Source organism: Planctomonas deserti (assembly GCF_003067705.1).
GTDB lineage: Bacteria > Actinomycetota > Actinomycetes > Actinomycetales > Microbacteriaceae > Planctomonas > Planctomonas deserti.
Map to the genome: position 1 here is coordinate 45,614 of NZ_QANL01000001.1, position 15,130 is coordinate 60,743.

Below are 15,130 nucleotides of genomic sequence, written 5' to 3' on the forward strand. Positions count from 1 at the left end.
GCAGCGACCGCACCCGGGACAGGCCCCGCGGGGACGAGGCGGGTCGCTCAGGCGGCGGACTCGGTGGGAGCCCGCCGCCGGATCGATCAGGCCTCGATGACCACCGGGATGATCATGGGGCGGCGGCGGTGCGAGGAGTTCACCCAGCGGCCGACGGTGCGACGCACCACCTGCGAGAAAGCATGCGAGTCGCGCGTGCCGTTCGCGGCCGCCTCGGCGAGCGCGCGGATGACCTGCGGCTTCACGGCGTCGAAGACCGACTCCTCCTCCGCGAACCCGCGGGCCTGGATCTCCGGGCCGACGATGACCTTGCCGGTCTGGGCCTCCACCACGACGAAGATCGAGATGAAGCCCTCCTCGCTGAGGATGCGGCGGTCCTTGAGGTCGGCGTCGGTGATGCCGCCCACCGTGGATCCGTCGACGTAAATGTAGCCGAGGTCGAGCTGGCCGACGACCGAGACGTGGCCCGCGCGCATGTCGAGCACGGTTCCGTCCTCGGCGATGAAGGTGTTCTCCTCGCGCACGCCGGTCTGCACGGCGAGGTCGCGGTTGGCCTGGAGGTGGCGGTACTCGCCGTGCACGGGCAGCACGTTCTTGGGCTTCAGGATGTTGTAGACGTACAGCAGCTCGCCCGCGGACGCGTGGCCGGAGACGTGCACCTTGGCGTTGCTCTTGTGCACCACGTTCGCGCCGAGCTTGGTGAGGCCGTTGATGACGCGGTAGACGGCGTTCTCGTTGCCCGGGATGAGGCTCGAGGCGAGGATGACCGTGTCGTCCTTGCCGATCTCGATCTGGTGCTCCATGTTCGCCATGCGGCTGAGCACGGCCATGGGCTCGCCCTGGGATCCGGTGCTCATGTAGACGATGCGGTTGTCCGGCAGGTTCGCGGCCTGCTTGCTGTCGATAAGCACGCCCTCGGGCACCTTGAGGTAGCCGAGGTCGGCAGCGATGCCCATGTTGCGCACCATCGAGCGGCCGATGAAGGCGACGCGGCGGCCGTGGGCGTGCGCGGCGTCCAGCACCTGCTGCACGCGGTGCACGTGGCTCGAGAAGCTCGCGACGATGACGCGACGGGGCGCCTTGCCGATCACGGCATCCAGCACGGGACCGATGGAGCGCTCGGTCGGGGTGAAGCCCGGCACGTCTGCGTTCGTGGAGTCGGGCAGGAAGAGGTCGACGCCCTCCTCGCCCAGGCGGGCGAAGGCGCGGAGGTCGGTGATGCGGTCGTCGAGCGGGAGCTGGTCCATCTTGAAGTCGCCCGTGTGCAGCACCCGGCCGGCCTTGGTGACGATGGAGACCGCGAGCGCATCCGGGATGGAGTGGTTCACGGCGACGAACTCGAGCGCGAACGGCCCGAGGTCCTCGTGCTGGCCCTCGCGCACCTGCAGCGTGTACGGCTTGATGCGGTGCTCCTTGAGCTTCGCCTCGATGAGCGCGAGGGTGAGCCCGGAGCCGATGAGCGGGATGTCCTGCTTCAGGCGGAGGAGGTAGGGGACGGCGCCGATGTGGTCCTCGTGGCCGTGAGTGAGCACGACGCCGACCACGTCGTCGAGGCGGTCGCGGATCGGAGAGATGTCCGGGAGGATCAGGTCGACGCCCGGGTGCTGCTCCTCGGGGAAGAGCACGCCGCAGTCGACGATGAGGATCTTGCCGTCGATCTCGTAGATGGTCATGTTGCGACCGATCTCGCCGAGGCCGCCGATCGGGATGACCCGGAGCGTTCCGGGTTCGAGGGCGGGCGGGTCGAATACGGCGTTGGGCATGAGGTCTCGTTCCTACGTTGTGGTGTGGGGTCGTGCTGCCGCCTCACGGGCGGTGGACGTCGTGGCGGCGCCGAGGCGCCGGGGAGGTCAGCGGGTGGTGCCGGCGACCTTCGGGAGGGCACCGCCTGCGGCGGCGTTGCGGTCCGGGCGGAAGTTGCGGAAGTCGGCGCCGGGCACGTTCTTCACGAGGTCGATCTCGTCCTCGATCTGCGCGGCCTCCCACTCCTCGGGACCGACGAGCGGCAGGCGCACGCGGGGGCTGCCGATGCGGCCGAGCCCGTGAAGGATGTACTTGGCCGCGACCGTGCCGGGCACGTGGGTCATGACGGCGCGGACGAGCGGCTCGAGCTGCTGGTGCGCGGCCGTCGCGGCCTTCAGGTCGCCGGCGTTCACCGCATCCACCATCGTGCGGTACGGCGTGGGCGCGATGTTCGCGGTCACGCCGATGAGACCCGTGCCGCCGATAGCGAGCGTGGGCAGCGCGTTGGCGTCGTCGCCCGCGAAGTACAGGAGGTCGGTCTGGTTGAGCACGCGGCTGACCTCGCTGAGGTCGCCCTTCGCATCCTTCACGGCCATGATGTTCGGGTGCTTGGCGGCGCGCAGCAGGGTGTCGTACTTGATGGGGATGCCCGTGCGGCCCGGGATGTCGTAGAGGATGACCGGCAGGTCGGTGGAGTCGGCGATCATGCGGAAGTGGGTGAGCACGCCGGCCTGAGTCGGCTTGTTGTAGTACGGCGTGACGATCATGTTGCCGTCGGCGCCAGCCTTCTCGCTCTGCTTGGCGAGTTGCATGGCGTGCGCGGTCTCGTTGGAGCCGCCGCCGGTGATGATCTTCGCGCGCCCATCGGCGACCGACTTGCCGACCTCGACGAGGCGGATCTTCTCCGGGTCCGTCAGCGTGCTGGTCTCGCCCGTGGTGCCCGTGACGACGATGCCGTCGGCCCCGGCGCGGATCACGTCGTCGATGTGCTTCTCCACGCCGGGCCAGTCGACCTCCCCGTCCGCCGTGAACGGCGTGACGAGGGCCACGAGTACCTGACCGAACGGATTCTCGAGAGTGGACACGCTCTACAGGGTATCGGGTGGGGTCGCCACCTCGGTGCCGCGGTGTGTGTTGCGGGGTGCGGGTGCGGTGCCCCGGATCCGGTTTCGTCTAGTACACAACACAGGCTCCCCCACAGCCCTCCTCAGGTGATCGCGCGGGTGGAGACGCGGATTCAGCTGTTGCAGCCTGTATTCGGTACTGATGCGGGCCTTGCGCGGTCCCCGAGTGTGTCGACATGCGGGACGAGCACGGCGGACCAGGCAGAGGGGCGTCAGACGCGGAGGAGGTGCAGGCCCAGGGCGATGTGGCGCTCGACCGCCGCGAGCACCTTCTGCCGTTCCCGCATCACCTGGCGATAGGAGAAGCGCAGGGTGACGCAGCCACGGGCGGCGCCGGCGGCATCGCGACTGCGGTCCGACTCGAACTCGTGATACTCCTGACCGTCGAGTTCGATGATCAGTGACCGCCCGATGAGCAGGTCGACCCGTCCCACTCCCGCGATGCTCACCTGCGGGCGCGCGTCGATGCCGGAAAGGTGGAGCCGCCAGCGGACCAGAGTTTCGAGTCCGCTCTGCGCGTCCGACCGGCAGAAGTCGATCGCCCGCGTGACGTGCCGCGGGACCCGCTCAGCGAGTTCGTCGAGCTCCTGCGATGCAAGCTCATCCTGATTGAGCGCGGATTCTAGTGTGACGAGGAAGCTCTCTGCGCCCTGGCACCGGGCGATCTGCAGGAGCGCGTGCGGCAGGGAGACGGCCGCTTTCTCGTCGCCGGGCCAGCCGTGATCCCGGTGCACGCGGCGCCCGCCCGGCGGGGGAAGCCGGCTCTGAGTCGGCGGGATCCAGACGTGCACGCGGGAGAAAGGGAGGGTCCAGAGACTGTGCAACCGTGCGGCGGACACGCAGCCGACGCGGCCTCCGATGGCCGTCGCTTGCCGTACGGACGACGGGGCGTGAGGCGCAACAAAGCTGCCGCGCCGCACCCGCTTGATCAGTCCCTCCTCGAGAGCGAGGTCGACGTGCCGTCTGCGGAGGCCGGCCCGGCGGAGATCGGCAGCGAGAACCAGGCCATGGGACTCCCGGACTTCCACCCCGAACACGCGCACCCTCCCAGGCTGGCGCGGTCGGTCGGTCAGCCGACCGGGGACCTCTGTGCCGTGAAGAGGCCGCTCTGGTTTGGATCTGTGGAGGACTGTTCCCCACCGCTGCGTTCCGCCCGGCTCGACACAAGAGGCTCGACCGGTTCGCAATGCAGGCTCGACGTTTCCCAACACAGGCTCGATCAGATCTCCGGCGGCGGCAGACCGCCTCTCAGCGGTGTTGTCGCCTTGTGCGAGCCTGTGTTGCGCTCCGGGTGAGCCTGTGTTGCGTTACGGGAGGGAGGTGAGCCCGTGATGGGCGCGCAAGCCTGTGTTGGGTGATGGCGAGCCTGTGTTGGGGTGAAGAGAGCGGACGGGTGGGATCGGGTCAGTAGAGGTCGAGGTCGGGCTCTCGGCCTTCCGCCGTCGCCTTCTCGGAGGCGCGCTCCAGGCGCACGCGGAGGGGCTCCTCGTCGGGGTGCGGCACCACCATCACGGGGCACGGCATGTTGACCAGCACGTCGTGGGTGACCGAGCCGAGCAGCAGTCCGGGCACGGCGCCGCGGCGGTGGGTGCCGACCACGATCAGGTCGGCGGACTCGGCCGCGTTCACCAGCTCCAGGGCGGCCGGCCCCTCGAGCAGCTGGGCCCGCACGGGCAGGTTAGGGTGCCTCTCGGCGATGCGGGCGACGCAGCGGTCCAGGATCTCCTGGTGCTTCACCCCCACCGTCGAATGCGGGTCGGGACCGATGCCGATCCGGCCCAACAGGTTCGCCGCCGGGATGTGCCAGGTGTGGATGACGAGCAGCTCCCGGCCCAGGCGCTCCGCCTCGCGGGCGGCGACGTCGAGCGCGACCTGCGACGTGTCGTCGTCGTTCGCGCCCACCACGACCGGTCCCGCCTGCGACGTCCACTTGGCGGGCACGACCACGACGGCGCAGCGCGCGGCGGCGGCCAGCTGGTGCGGGAGGATCCCGTGGAACACGCCCGTCGCCTCGTGCGTGCCGACGACGAGCAGGTCTGCCCGGGCCGACGCGTACAGGAGTTCCTGGCGCGGCGTGCCGCGGCGGATCGAGCCGCTCGACGCGACCGACGGCGCCTCCGCCTCGGCGCGCTGCACCGCATCCTGCACCACCCGCTCGTACAGCGGCCTGAGGGTCTGCTCCGCGTCCGGCGGCGCCTGGTTCGACATCTCGATCACCGTGGTGATGTCCAGCGCGGCGGGCGCCGACTTCGCGCGCTCGATGGCCCAGCTGAGGGCGGCGTCGCTCTCCGCTCCCCCGTTGACCGCTACGACAATCTTCTCGACCATGGCGCCTCCCAGCGTTGCCGGCGACGCCGAACAGCCGGCCCGCTCCGCGGGTTCGCGGATGGTCGCGTGCCGGCGCCATCGCCGTTCGCTCTCATGCTAGCCAGGACGGGCCGCCCGCCAGAAGAGCGGGGCCATCGGGGTGGTGTCCCGTCGCTTCGACGAGCTCAGCGACCGTAAGGGCGACCTCGGTAAGCGAGTTGCGGTTCCTGGGCCGGTCGAAGGGACACGCGGATCCGTTACGTCGCTTCGACAAGCTCAGCGAGCGTAGGGGCCGATATGGGTAGGCGAGTTACGGTGCCTGAGCCTGTCGAAGGGACGCGCGGTTCCGTTACGTCGCTTCAACAAGCTCAGCGACCGGAAGGACGAGCTCAGCGACCGGGACAGCAACCGCGACCGTGACCGTGACCCCCAGCCCGGCGGCACCACCGCAGGTGCGGTTACGGGGCCACGCGGCCGTTCGCGTTGAAGGCCGCGTAGGTGAGCGGCATGAGCTCCGCGAAGACGTCCTCCATCTGCTCCGCGCACATCTCGATCTCGCGCTGCGGGAACGACGGGAACTGCGTGCCCTCGCGCTTGGTGCGCAGCGACAGGAAGTTCATGAGCGACCGGGCGTTCAGGGTCACGTACATCGACGAGTAGATGTTCAGCGGCAGCACGATGCGGGCGACCTCGCGAGCGACCCCGGCGTCGAGCATCCGCTGGTACGCCTCGAAGGCCGCGGTCGACGCCGCGCGGGCCTGCTCGCCGACCAGCGCCGTCTGCTCGGGCGTGCCCGGCGTGAAGTCGTACGCCCCCGGCTTGCCCACCTGCACGAGGTTGCGCTCCGGACCGGGCACGTAGAACACCGGGTTCAGCTCGCGGTAGCGGCCCGATTCCTCGTTGTAGGAGGCGATCCGGTGCCGCATGAACTCGCGGAACACGAAAATCGGCGCCTGCACGTAGAAGGTCATCGAGTTGTGCTCGAAGGGTGAGCCGTGGCGGTCGCGCATCAGGTAGTTGATGAGCCCGCGATCGCGCTTGGTCTGCACGTCGGCATCCACGTCCTGCGCAGCCTCGAGGGTCTGCTCGCCCTGCGTCGAGACCCGCGCGGCGAACAGCACGTCGGAGTCGTGGGCGCTCGAGCGGACGAGCTCGACGGTCATATCGGAACGGAAGACGATGCTCTCAGACACGCCCTTCACCCTAGGGCAGGTGCGGCGCCCGGGGACTCCCCGGGGGCACAGCCCGCGTGATTACGCTGGGACTCCTCGACGGAAGGTGGCGGCATGACGAACGAGCACCAGGTGGATCCGGGGGACGACCCCGTCCCCGAGGCGGTGTCCCCCGCGAAGGCGGACATGGTCGACGCGGCAGGCGGGACGACGCCCAGCACGACGCCCGGGATGACAGAGACGCCGGCGACCGAGGGAACGGCCCCGACGACACCGCGGGACGGAACGGGCGCCGCGGATGCGGTGGAGCCCGAGGACGAGGGCCCCGCGGAGTCCGTGCTCGAGGCGGTCTCGCCCGTCAAGGCGACGCTCGCGTCCCTCGCGACGCCCGCCGCGGCCGAGCCCCGCAGAGCGCTGCGCGTCCTTCTCGCCGGGGCGTCCGGCACCATCGGCACGGAGCTCGTCCGCCAGCTCGAGGCCGCCGGGCACACGGCGATCCGGCTGGTACGGCGCGAGGCCCAGGGCCCGCTCGAGGTCAGCTGGTCGCCTGCGGAGGGTCGCCTCGACCCCGCGGCGCTCGACGGCATCGATGCGGTGGTGAACCTCTCCGGCGCCACCATCAGCCGCGTGCCGTGGACGGCCGGCTACCGGCGGCAGATCCTCGACTCCCGCATCTCCGCGACGCGGACCCTGACCCAGGCGATGGCGGCTGCCGCAACGCCTCCCGAGGCGTTCCTCAGCGGATCCGCCGAGGGGTTCTACGGCGACCGGCCGGGCGAGACCCTCACCGAGGACTCCCCGCGCGGCCTCGGCTTCCTGCCGGAGGTCGTTGACGCCTGGGAGAGCGCGGCACGGCAGGCGCCGTCCGGCACGCGAGTCGTGCTTCTACGCACGGGCATCGTGCTCGCGGAGAAGGGGGCGCTCCAGCCCATCCGGCTGCTGACCAACCTCGGCGTCTCGGGCCCCCTCGGCGGCGGCCAGCAGCACTGGCCCTGGATCAGCCTCTACGACGAGGCCGCCGCGATCGTGCATCTCATCGCCTCGTCCTCCCTCTCGGGACCCGTCAACCTCGTCGGGCCGACCCCCGCGACCGCGGAGCGCCTCATGCGCTACCTGGCCCGGCGATCGCACCGGCCGTACCTCGTGCCGGCCCCACGCTTCGCGCTCACGCTCGCGCTCGGCGACGCCGGACGCGAGCTGCTGCTGGCGAGCAGGCGGATCTCGGCGGCCCGCCTGCAGGAGGACGGATTCTCGTTCGCGCACCCGGGCGTCAACGAGGCCGTGGACTGGGCCGTGAACCGGTCGGAGCACGGCGCCTAGCGCAGCCTCTGCATCGCCGGCGGGCGCTGCCAGCGCTAGCGGGCGTTCTCGGCGCGCTGCAGGTCGATGGCCGTGCGGATGGCCTTCCGCGCCCGCTTGCGGTCGCCGCTCGCGTCGTAGGCGAGCCCGAGCCGGAACCAGGCGCGCCAGCTCTCGGGCTCGGCGTCCACCTCGGCCCGGTAGCGCGGGAACTGCTCGTCCGCCGCCGCCCGGACGGGGCGGCCGCTCGCCAGCTTCGGCAGGTCGTCCACGGGGAGGCCGCCCTCGGCGTCGAGGATGCCGACGAGCCGCTGCGTGCGGAAGCCGAACTGGAGCTCGCGCCAGATGGCCCACGCCCCGACGAGCGGGAACACGAGGAGCGCGACCCCCATCGCGACGCCCACCCCGACTCCGGAGCCGAGCAGCACGACGGCCCGCTGCCCGAGGAGCACGAAGTAGAGCACGAGGAGCGCCGCCATCACGGCGACGCCGATGCGTGCGTTCACGCGCGGTCCGCGGGCGCCGGGACGGACCCGGACCGTGGGGCGGGGGCGACGGCCGACGCGGCGAGCACGGCGGAGCCGCCGCCGTTCTCCGGAGTCAGGTCGATGAGCTTGTCGAGGCCCACGATCACGCCGCGGGCCGAGCGCACGGCACGGAGGGCGATGAGGATCCCCGCCTCGTAGGCGCTCGGGGCGAGCGTCTCGTGGCTCAGGGTGAGCACCTCGCCGTTCCCGCCGAAGTGCACGTCCTGCTTGGCCACAACGCCCTGCATCCGCAGGCTGTGGATGGGCACGCTGGCGACCTGCTGGCCGCGGGCGCGCTGGTCGACGTGCGGCGCGACGACGGGCCCCATGGCGGAGCGGGCCGAGCCGATCAGCTCCGCGGTGCGCACGGCCGTGCCCGAAGGCGAGTCCACCTTCGACGCGGAGTGGGCCTCGACGATCTCGATGGAGTCGAAGAAGCGCGCTGCCATGGTGGCGAAAGTCGTGGCGAGCACGGATCCGACCGAGAAGTTGGGCACGATGATGACGCCGACGGCGAGGTTGCCCGTGATGCGGCGCTCGAGGTCCGCGATGCGCTCGCCGGACCAGCCGCTCGTGCCGACGAGCACGTTGATGCCGTGCGCGATCGCGAACTCGACGACGCCCTGGCTGACCGACGGCAGGGTCACGTCGACCGCGATGTCCGCGCCGAGCATCTCGCTCAGCTCGCCCTTCGAGTCGATGGCGGCGACGACCTCGAAGTCCTCGCTGCCCTCCAGGATGTGGAGGATCAGTTGGCCCATCTTGCCCGTTGCGCCGACGACAGCGACCTTCGTAGTCATCCGGCCATGCTACCGAGCGGCTTTCTTACCGCGCTGTGCGGGGCGTCGGGGGTGCAGTCGGTCATGGAGGTGTTGCGTCCCTTCGACAGGCTCAGGGACCGTGGGGTGGCTCAGGGACCGTGGGGTGGCTCAGGGACCATGGGGTGACTTAGAGACCGCGGGGCGGCCCAGGGACCGTATCGGGCTAGACGGGCTGGGGGTCCGGGAGGCCTGTGCGGAGCTCGACCGGAAGGTGACCGAGGTCGTTGTGGACCACGAGCACGGGCGGCTTCGCCGAGCGCACGCGGATGATCGTCAGCCCGCAGTTCGCCTGGTTCAGGCCCATCCAGCGCCAGTCCGCGGCGTCGAAGACGTGCCGCACGAACCAGGCGATCACGAAGTTGTGGGTGATCAGCAGGTCGTGCCGGTCCTGCCGGCTCGGCGAGAAGAACTCGCTCACCGCGTCCGCCATCTGGGCCGACCCGGCGTCGATCTGCTCCGGCGTGATCCCGCCGAAGAACGACTCGAACGCGTGCGGCATGTCGGGCGACGGACCCGAGGGGATGCAGTCGAACAGGAGGGCGTTCGGCTGCGGCTCGAGCGCGGGCATGCGCTCGGCGATGATGTCGGCGGTCTCGGTCGCCCGCTTGAGCGGCGAGTGCCATGCGCCGGTGAACGGCACGCCGCTCAGCCGGTCGGCGACGAGCTGCGCCTGACGCTTGCCCCGCGGCGACAGCGGGCCGTCCGGCAGGCCGTGCTCGGCGTCGAGCTGTTCGCCGTGCCGGACGAGATACAGGTAGTGCGACATGGTCCCCCTAGACGATCGCGCTGAAAGCAGAGTCGTCCACCGTGCCGACGGCGGCGATGGACAGCGGGCGGGCGGCGAGCTCCCCGGCGAGGGAGCGGATGTCCGCAACCGTCACCAGGGCCAGACGCCGCAGGGTCTCATCGAGGTCGATGAACTCGCCCATGGTGATCTCGGCGCGGCCGAGCCGCGACATGCGGGTGTCCGAGTCCTCGAGCGCCAGCGCGGAGGCGCCCGAGAGCTGCCCGACCGCGCGGCGCAGCTCCTCCTCGGTCACGTCCTCCTCCGCGAGGCGGCGGAACTCGGCGAGCATCAGCTCCGCGACCTGCCCGGCCTTGCTCGGCGAGCAGCCCGCGTACAGGCCGAAGACGCCGGCGTCCGAGTAGGACGAGCCGAACGAGTAGACGGAGTACGCGAGGCCGCGACGCTCCCGCACCTCCTGGAACAGGCGCGACGACATGCCGCCGCCGAGCACGGAGTTGAGCACGCTGAGATGCGCACGGCGGTCGTCCGCCGCGACGATGCCGGGGACGCCGAGCATGATGTTGGCCTGCTCGATGGGCCGGTGCACGGTCGTGAGGGCGCTGCCCCGCGCGATTTCCACGCCCTCGCCCGAGCGTCGTCCCACGGGCGCGCCGGGGATGCTGAGGTCCCAGCCCGCGGCCTCGAGGGCCGCCGTCACCCGCACGACGAGGAGGTCGTGGTCCACCGCTCCGGCGACCGAGATGACGAGGTCCTGGGGGCGGTAGTTCGCCCGGTAGTGGTCCCACACCGCGTCACGGGTCGCGGCCTGGATCGTCTCGGGGTTGCCGCCGATCGGGCGACCGAGCGGGTGAGCGCCGAACACGGCCTCGAAGAACCGCTCCCCCGCAACGTCGGAGGGGTCGTCGTCGGCCATCGCCAGTTCCTCGAGGATGACCCCGCGCTCGTTCTCGAACTCGGTGGGGTCCAGCCGCGAGGAGGTGAGCATGTCGGTCAGCACGTCGACGGCCATGGGCAGGTCGCGATCCTGCACCTTGGCGTAGTAGCAGGTGTACTCCTTCGCCGTCATGGCGTTGTGCTCGCCACCGACGGCGTCGAAGGAGATCGCGATGTCGAGGGCCGACCGCGTCGGGGTGCCCTTGAAGAGCAGGTGCTCGAGGAAGTGGGTCGAGCCGTAGTTGGCCGGCAGCTCGTCGCGGGATCCGACGGCAACCCAGTAGCCGATCGTCGCGCTGCGGCTGCCCGGCACGCTCTCGCTGAGGATGCGCACCCCGCTCGGCAGGATCGTGCGTCGGACGAGGGAATCGCCGGATGCGGTGAACGAGAGCTCTGGCTCGTCGAGCGGGAAGGCAACGGCGTCGTTCATATCCGCTCCACACTACGGCACCGGTTCGGGCGCCCCCCGTGTCCCCCGTTCTGGGGGTGCGGCGGATCCGGGGCGAACAGACAAGTCTGTCCACCCCTCTGCTACTGTCGGTTCCGGAAGGTGAAGCAGGACCCGAAACTGCTTCACCCCCAGACTTTCGTCGGTGCCGCCTCAGTGACGGCCGCGGCTCCGACCCACCCGAAACACGACCGTCACGCGCAGCGCCCGAACGCTGTGCATCATGCGGCACCCCGAGGAGACCATCGTGGTGATCAACGCCCAGCAGGAAACGACCCGGCCGCTCTCCGCCGCCAAGGCCCGTCTGCTCGAGGTGGCGGACGAGCTCTTCTACAGCGAGGGCATCCACACGGTCGGCATCGACCGCATCATCGCGACCGCCGGGGTGACCAAGGCCACCTTCTACAAGCACTACGGGTCGAAGGACAACCTCATCCTCGACTACGTCGTGGGCCGCTCCGCCGCCGTGCGCCGCCTGCTGACCTCGGTCGTCGACGAGGGCCAGTCGCCCGCCGAGGTGCTGCGCTGGACGGTGACGACGGTGCTCGAGAACATGTCCCGTCCGGGCTTCCGCGGCTGCCCGTTCCTCAACGCGGCCTCGGAGTTCCCGGACCGCGACCACCCGGTGCGCCGGGCGATCGCCGAGCACCGCGAGTGGTACCAGGACTTCCTCACCGACCAGCTGAAGCTCATGGGCCACCCGTACCCCGGTGACGGCGCCGACGAGCTGTACCTCCTGCGCGACGGCGCCCTCTCCTGCGCGTACGCGGGAGACGCGGTCGCCGCGCAGACCGCGTACGAGCGCGGCGCCGAGCGCATCTTCACCCAGGTGGCGGCTGCCGCCCACTAGGCGGCGCACGCGGCCGGCCCCAACCGGCTCCAACGCAAAGATGCCGCGGGCCCCCCGGCCCGCGGCATCTTTCGTGATCCTCGTGTCCCCCCGGAAACGTGACCCCTTGCGTGAGTGGTGGCCCCCCCGGCCCTCACAACGGGACTGGCGCCCCCCGGCGCTTCCCCCCGCGAGCCCCCCGGCTCGCAGGTACGAATGTAGCAACGGCGCGAAGCGAGCGGACAGACCCCTTTTCGGGGGCGGAGAAACCGGCGCCCGCGCGGACGGGGCACCGCTTTCCGGAACGCGGACCGCGCGGCTAACCGAAGGCCTTGCGCAGCGCCGCCAGGGCCATCACGGAGTCCTCGATCGCGCCGCCCTCGTGCCCGTTGTACGGCCAGATGGTAATCTCCTTCGGCCCCGCGTACTCGTGGTAGGACGCGAAGACCGTTGACGGCGGGCAGATGCCGTCCATGAGCGCGACCGAGTACGAGATGGGCACCGTGGCCCGACGGGCGAAGTTGACCCCGTCGAAGTAGGACAGGGTGCGGAAGACCATGTCGGTCTTGTCCCGCTGCACGGCGAGGTACTGGCCGAGCTCGCGGTAGGGGTAGTGGTCGGTGATGGTGGACGCGCGCCGCATGTCGCTGAGGAACGGCACGAACGCCACGGCAGCCGTGAGGTCGTCGCGCAACCCGGCGACGGCGATGGTGATGGCCCCGCCCTGACTGCCGCCCACGACGGCGACGCGGTCCTGGTCCACCTGCGGGAAGGACTTAAGTGCGTCCACCGCGCGCACGGCATCGGTGAAGAGCCTGCGGTAGTAGTAGTCGCGCGGATCCTCGATGCCGCGGGTCATGACGCCGGAGTACGCCGGTCCGGACCCGCCGGGGTCCGGCGTCGACCCCTTGCGGTGGCCTGCGCCCTGGCCGCGGGAGTCCATGATGAGGTGCGCGTACCCCGCGGACGCCCAGACGAGGCTCTCCAGCGGATTGCCTCGGCCTCCCCCGTACCCGATGTACTCGACCACGCCGGGCAGCGGGCCGGTGGCGCCGGCGGGCAGCAGCAGCCACGCCCTGATGCGGTGCCCGCCGAAGCCCGAGAACGTGACGTCCCAGACGTCGATCGTGGAGAGGCCGCTCTCCCACGGCTCCGCCTGCACGTCGAGCGGGTGCTCCGCCGCCTCGGCCAGCGTGCTGCTCCAGAACTCGTCGAAGTCGGCGGGGTTCGGCACGTCGCTGCGATAGTTCCACAGGTCGGCCTCGGGCATGTCGGTGAACACGGATCTCCTTCGATGGGTCTCGACTGCGGTCCGGCCGGGCCGGCCGCACGATGGGCACCGTCCAGTATCCCGGTGCGCGCGCAGGCATGCCGCGCCCGACATCCGTCCCCGCCGTCCGAGGCGGGCCCCGACGCTATTCCGAGACGCGATCGAGCAGCGCGAGCTGCTCCCGGGACAGGGTGAGCCCGACGGCCCGGATCTGCTCCTCGATGTGCTCGGCGGCGGCGGCGCGCACCACGGGGATCACGCCACCTCCCCGGGCGAGCAGCCACGCCAGGCTCACCGCGGCCAGGGGCGCGCCGACCTCGAGGGCGACACGCTCGACCGCGGCGAGGATGCGCTCTCCCCGCGCTCCGATGTGCTCCCGGGCGGCCGCGAACATCACCGAGGTCGGCACCTGGTCGCGCGAGCGCAGCACCCCGGCGAGATAGCCGCTGGCCAACGGCAGCCGGGCGAACACGGCGAGTCCGACCCGCTCGGCAACGGCGGCGAGCCCGCTCTCGTAGGCCGACCGGTGCACCAGGTTGTACTCCGTGAGGAGTCCGGACGGCGCGGGGATGCCGAGGCGCTCTGCCGTGGCCGCGAGCTCGGCGATCCGGCCGGCCTCGAAGCCCGCGACGGACAGGAAGCGGACCTTGCCCGCGACCCGCAACCGTTCAACGGCCCCGAGGCTGTCCTCGAACGGGGTTCCCGGGTGATCGCCGTCGAACGCGAGGAAGTCGATCCGGTCCGTACCGAGCCGGCGGAGTGACGCGTCCACCCCGCGCGTGATGGAACTCGGGGACAGGCCTGCGGCATCCGGGTGCCTGCCCACCTTGGTGGCGACGATCATGCCGTCACGGCACCCGCGCTCGCGCATCCAGGTGCCGAGCATCACCTCGCTGCGGCCGCCCGCGTAGTGGTCGGCGGTGGCCACGAGGCGCCCGCCTGCGGCGTGGAACGCGTCGAGCACGGCGGAGGTCTCCTCCGGTCCTGACGCCCAGCCGAAGATGCTGCCGTCGAGGGCGAGCGGGTACGAGACGAGTCCCGTACGCCCGAGCGGCAGCGACGCGCCGCCCCCATCGGCTGTGTTCACGCTTCGAGCATATGCGCGCGCCCCCTATGGGCGGGCGTATTCTCGCACGAATGCGGCCAGGACCTTGCCGGGCTCGGGGACACTCACCCCCTCCACCGACTCGATGAGCGCGTGCATCTGGTCCGGCTGGAAGTAGCCGTAGTTGCGGTAGACGTGGATGCGGGTCACAATCCCGTCCACGGTGAGCTCGGGGTGGAACTGGGTCGCGTAGACGTTGCGGCCGATCCGGAACGCCTGGACCGGGCAGTTCTCCCCCGTGGCGAGCAGCACGGCTCCGGGCGGAAGCTCGGTGCAGGCCTCCTTGTGCCCCACGAAGGCGTCGAACGACTCGGGCAGCGCCGAGAACAGCGGATCCTCGGCACCCTCGGGGGTGAGGGACACGCGGACCCGGCCGATGGGCTCCGACCATCGCCGGTCCACGACGCCCCGGAGGTGGGTGCCGAGGAGGCCGATGCCGTAGCAGGCGCCCAGGAACGGCCGGTCGCGGGCGAGGACGTCGTCGAGCAGCGGTCCGAGCTCGCGCTCGACCCTGCGCTGCGACTCGCTCTTCTCCTCCTCGGGGTCGCTCGTGGTGAACGGGCTGCCGCCGACGACGATGCCGGAGTAGTCGTCGAGGTCGAGAGCGGGCATGGGCACCGCCTCGAGGCGGACGCGGTGGAGCTCCGCCGGCTCGAGGCCGCCCGCCTCCAGGAAGGCGGCGTACTCGTTGTCCGCGGCCTCGTCCTCGGCGCGCGTCGCGAGCAACAGGAAGGGCTTCATCTCCACATGCTACGCAGCCGGGGAGCGCGACGAAGCCCGCCCGCGACGGGTCGCGGACGGGCT

The 15,130-nt window shown here is 70.9% G+C and carries 14 protein-coding genes; 2 read left to right on the forward strand and 12 right to left on the reverse strand.

Going from position 1 to position 15,130, the window contains the following annotated elements:
• Nucleotides 1-86: 86 nt before the first annotated feature.
• From DAI20_RS00225 to thyX, 5 genes are all read right to left on the reverse strand, one after another.
• Nucleotides 87-1,763 carry a ribonuclease J gene (locus DAI20_RS00225; protein ID WP_108248594.1) on the reverse strand — a complete coding sequence of 559 codons (1,677 nt, stop codon included), beginning with the start codon at nt 1,761-1,763 and terminating at the stop codon, nt 87-89.
• Between the two features lie 87 nt (nt 1,764-1,850).
• Entirely contained in the window at nt 1,851-2,828 is a 978-nt protein-coding gene (gene dapA, locus DAI20_RS00230; protein WP_108248595.1) for a 4-hydroxy-tetrahydrodipicolinate synthase, read from the reverse strand.
• Between the two features lie 251 nt (nt 2,829-3,079).
• Nucleotides 3,080-3,910 carry a DUF559 domain-containing protein gene (locus tag DAI20_RS00235; protein WP_159084852.1) on the reverse strand — a complete coding sequence of 277 codons (831 nt, stop codon included), beginning with the start codon at nt 3,908-3,910 and terminating at the stop codon, nt 3,080-3,082.
• A 361-nt stretch (nt 3,911-4,271) separates the two neighbouring features.
• Nucleotides 4,272-5,195 carry a universal stress protein gene (locus DAI20_RS00240; RefSeq protein ID WP_108248597.1) on the reverse strand — a complete coding sequence of 308 codons (924 nt, stop codon included), beginning with the start codon at nt 5,193-5,195 and terminating at the stop codon, nt 4,272-4,274.
• Nucleotides 5,196-5,632: 437 nt separating this feature from the next.
• Nucleotides 5,633-6,337 (reverse strand): FAD-dependent thymidylate synthase, encoded by a 705-nt coding sequence (gene thyX, locus DAI20_RS00245; RefSeq protein ID WP_240605908.1) that lies wholly within the window; start codon nt 6,335-6,337, stop codon nt 5,633-5,635.
• 123 nt (nt 6,338-6,460) lie between these two features.
• Here thyX and DAI20_RS00250 point away from each other — a divergent pair, with 123 nt between their 5' ends.
• Nucleotides 6,461-7,666, forward strand: coding sequence for a TIGR01777 family oxidoreductase (locus DAI20_RS00250; protein ID WP_306766444.1), 1,206 nt, complete (start codon nt 6,461-6,463; stop codon nt 7,664-7,666).
• A 35-nt stretch (nt 7,667-7,701) separates the two neighbouring features.
• Here DAI20_RS00250 and DAI20_RS00255 read toward each other — a convergent pair whose 3' ends face one another.
• The 4 genes from DAI20_RS00255 to DAI20_RS00270 all read right to left on the reverse strand — a co-directional run bounded on the left by DAI20_RS00255 (nt 7,702) and on the right by DAI20_RS00270 (nt 11,104).
• Nucleotides 7,702-8,151: a tetratricopeptide repeat protein gene (locus DAI20_RS00255; protein WP_108248598.1), complete on the reverse strand. Its 450-nt coding sequence runs from the start codon at nt 8,149-8,151 to the stop codon at nt 7,702-7,704.
• Nucleotides 8,148-8,972: a 4-hydroxy-tetrahydrodipicolinate reductase gene (gene dapB, locus DAI20_RS00260; RefSeq protein ID WP_108248599.1), complete on the reverse strand. Its 825-nt coding sequence runs from the start codon at nt 8,970-8,972 to the stop codon at nt 8,148-8,150. The genes DAI20_RS00255 and dapB overlap by 4 nt, the downstream gene beginning before the upstream one ends.
• Nucleotides 8,973-9,156: 184 nt before the next feature.
• Entirely contained in the window at nt 9,157-9,759 is a 603-nt protein-coding gene (locus DAI20_RS00265) for a histidine phosphatase family protein (protein ID WP_108248600.1), read from the reverse strand.
• A gap of 7 nt (nt 9,760-9,766) precedes the next feature.
• Complete coding sequence (locus DAI20_RS00270; RefSeq protein ID WP_108248601.1) at nt 9,767-11,104, reverse strand: M16 family metallopeptidase; 1,338 nt, start codon at nt 11,102-11,104, stop codon at nt 9,767-9,769.
• Nucleotides 11,105-11,345: 241 nt separating this feature from the next.
• Between DAI20_RS00270 and DAI20_RS00275 the strand changes: the two genes are divergently transcribed.
• Nucleotides 11,346-11,972: a TetR/AcrR family transcriptional regulator gene (locus DAI20_RS00275; RefSeq protein ID WP_240605799.1), complete on the forward strand. Its 627-nt coding sequence runs from the start codon at nt 11,346-11,348 to the stop codon at nt 11,970-11,972.
• A gap of 298 nt (nt 11,973-12,270) precedes the next feature.
• On the opposite strand, the gene DAI20_RS00280 is transcribed toward DAI20_RS00275, so the two are convergent.
• From DAI20_RS00280 to DAI20_RS00290, 3 genes are all read right to left on the reverse strand, one after another.
• Nucleotides 12,271-13,233 (reverse strand): acetylxylan esterase, encoded by a 963-nt coding sequence (locus DAI20_RS00280; protein WP_108248602.1) that lies wholly within the window; start codon nt 13,231-13,233, stop codon nt 12,271-12,273.
• 133 nt (nt 13,234-13,366) lie between these two features.
• The gene (locus DAI20_RS00285) at nt 13,367-14,308 is read right to left on the reverse strand and encodes an aldo/keto reductase (protein ID WP_108248603.1); all 942 of its coding nucleotides are present in this window, start codon (nt 14,306-14,308) and stop codon (nt 13,367-13,369) included.
• Between the two features lie 24 nt (nt 14,309-14,332).
• Nucleotides 14,333-15,067, reverse strand: coding sequence for a glutamine amidotransferase (locus DAI20_RS00290; RefSeq protein ID WP_108248604.1), 735 nt, complete (start codon nt 15,065-15,067; stop codon nt 14,333-14,335).
• Between the last annotated feature and the right edge of the window lie 63 nt (nt 15,068-15,130).

What these genes read in the sequence shown, in the direction of transcription:
- DAI20_RS00225 (WP_108248594.1), bottom strand. Translation starts at nt 1,763, where the DNA reads ATGCCCAACGCCGTATTCGACCCGCCCGCCCTCGAACCCGGAACGCTC.
- DAI20_RS00240 (WP_108248597.1), bottom strand. Translation starts at nt 5,195, where the DNA reads ATGGTCGAGAAGATTGTCGTAGCGGTCAACGGGGGAGCGGAGAGCGAC.
- thyX (WP_240605908.1), bottom strand. Translation starts at nt 6,337, where the DNA reads ATGACCGTCGAGCTCGTCCGCTCGAGCGCCCACGACTCCGACGTGCTG.
- DAI20_RS00250 (WP_306766444.1), top strand. Translation starts at nt 6,461, where the DNA reads ATGACGAACGAGCACCAGGTGGATCCGGGGGACGACCCCGTCCCCGAG.
- dapB (WP_108248599.1), bottom strand. Translation starts at nt 8,972, where the DNA reads ATGACTACGAAGGTCGCTGTCGTCGGCGCAACGGGCAAGATGGGCCAA.
- DAI20_RS00265 (WP_108248600.1), bottom strand. Translation starts at nt 9,759, where the DNA reads ATGTCGCACTACCTGTATCTCGTCCGGCACGGCGAACAGCTCGACGCC.
- DAI20_RS00270 (WP_108248601.1), bottom strand. Translation starts at nt 11,104, where the DNA reads ATGAACGACGCCGTTGCCTTCCCGCTCGACGAGCCAGAGCTCTCGTTC.
- DAI20_RS00275 (WP_240605799.1), top strand. Translation starts at nt 11,346, where the DNA reads ATGCGGCACCCCGAGGAGACCATCGTGGTGATCAACGCCCAGCAGGAA.
- DAI20_RS00290 (WP_108248604.1), bottom strand. Translation starts at nt 15,067, where the DNA reads ATGAAGCCCTTCCTGTTGCTCGCGACGCGCGCCGAGGACGAGGCCGCG.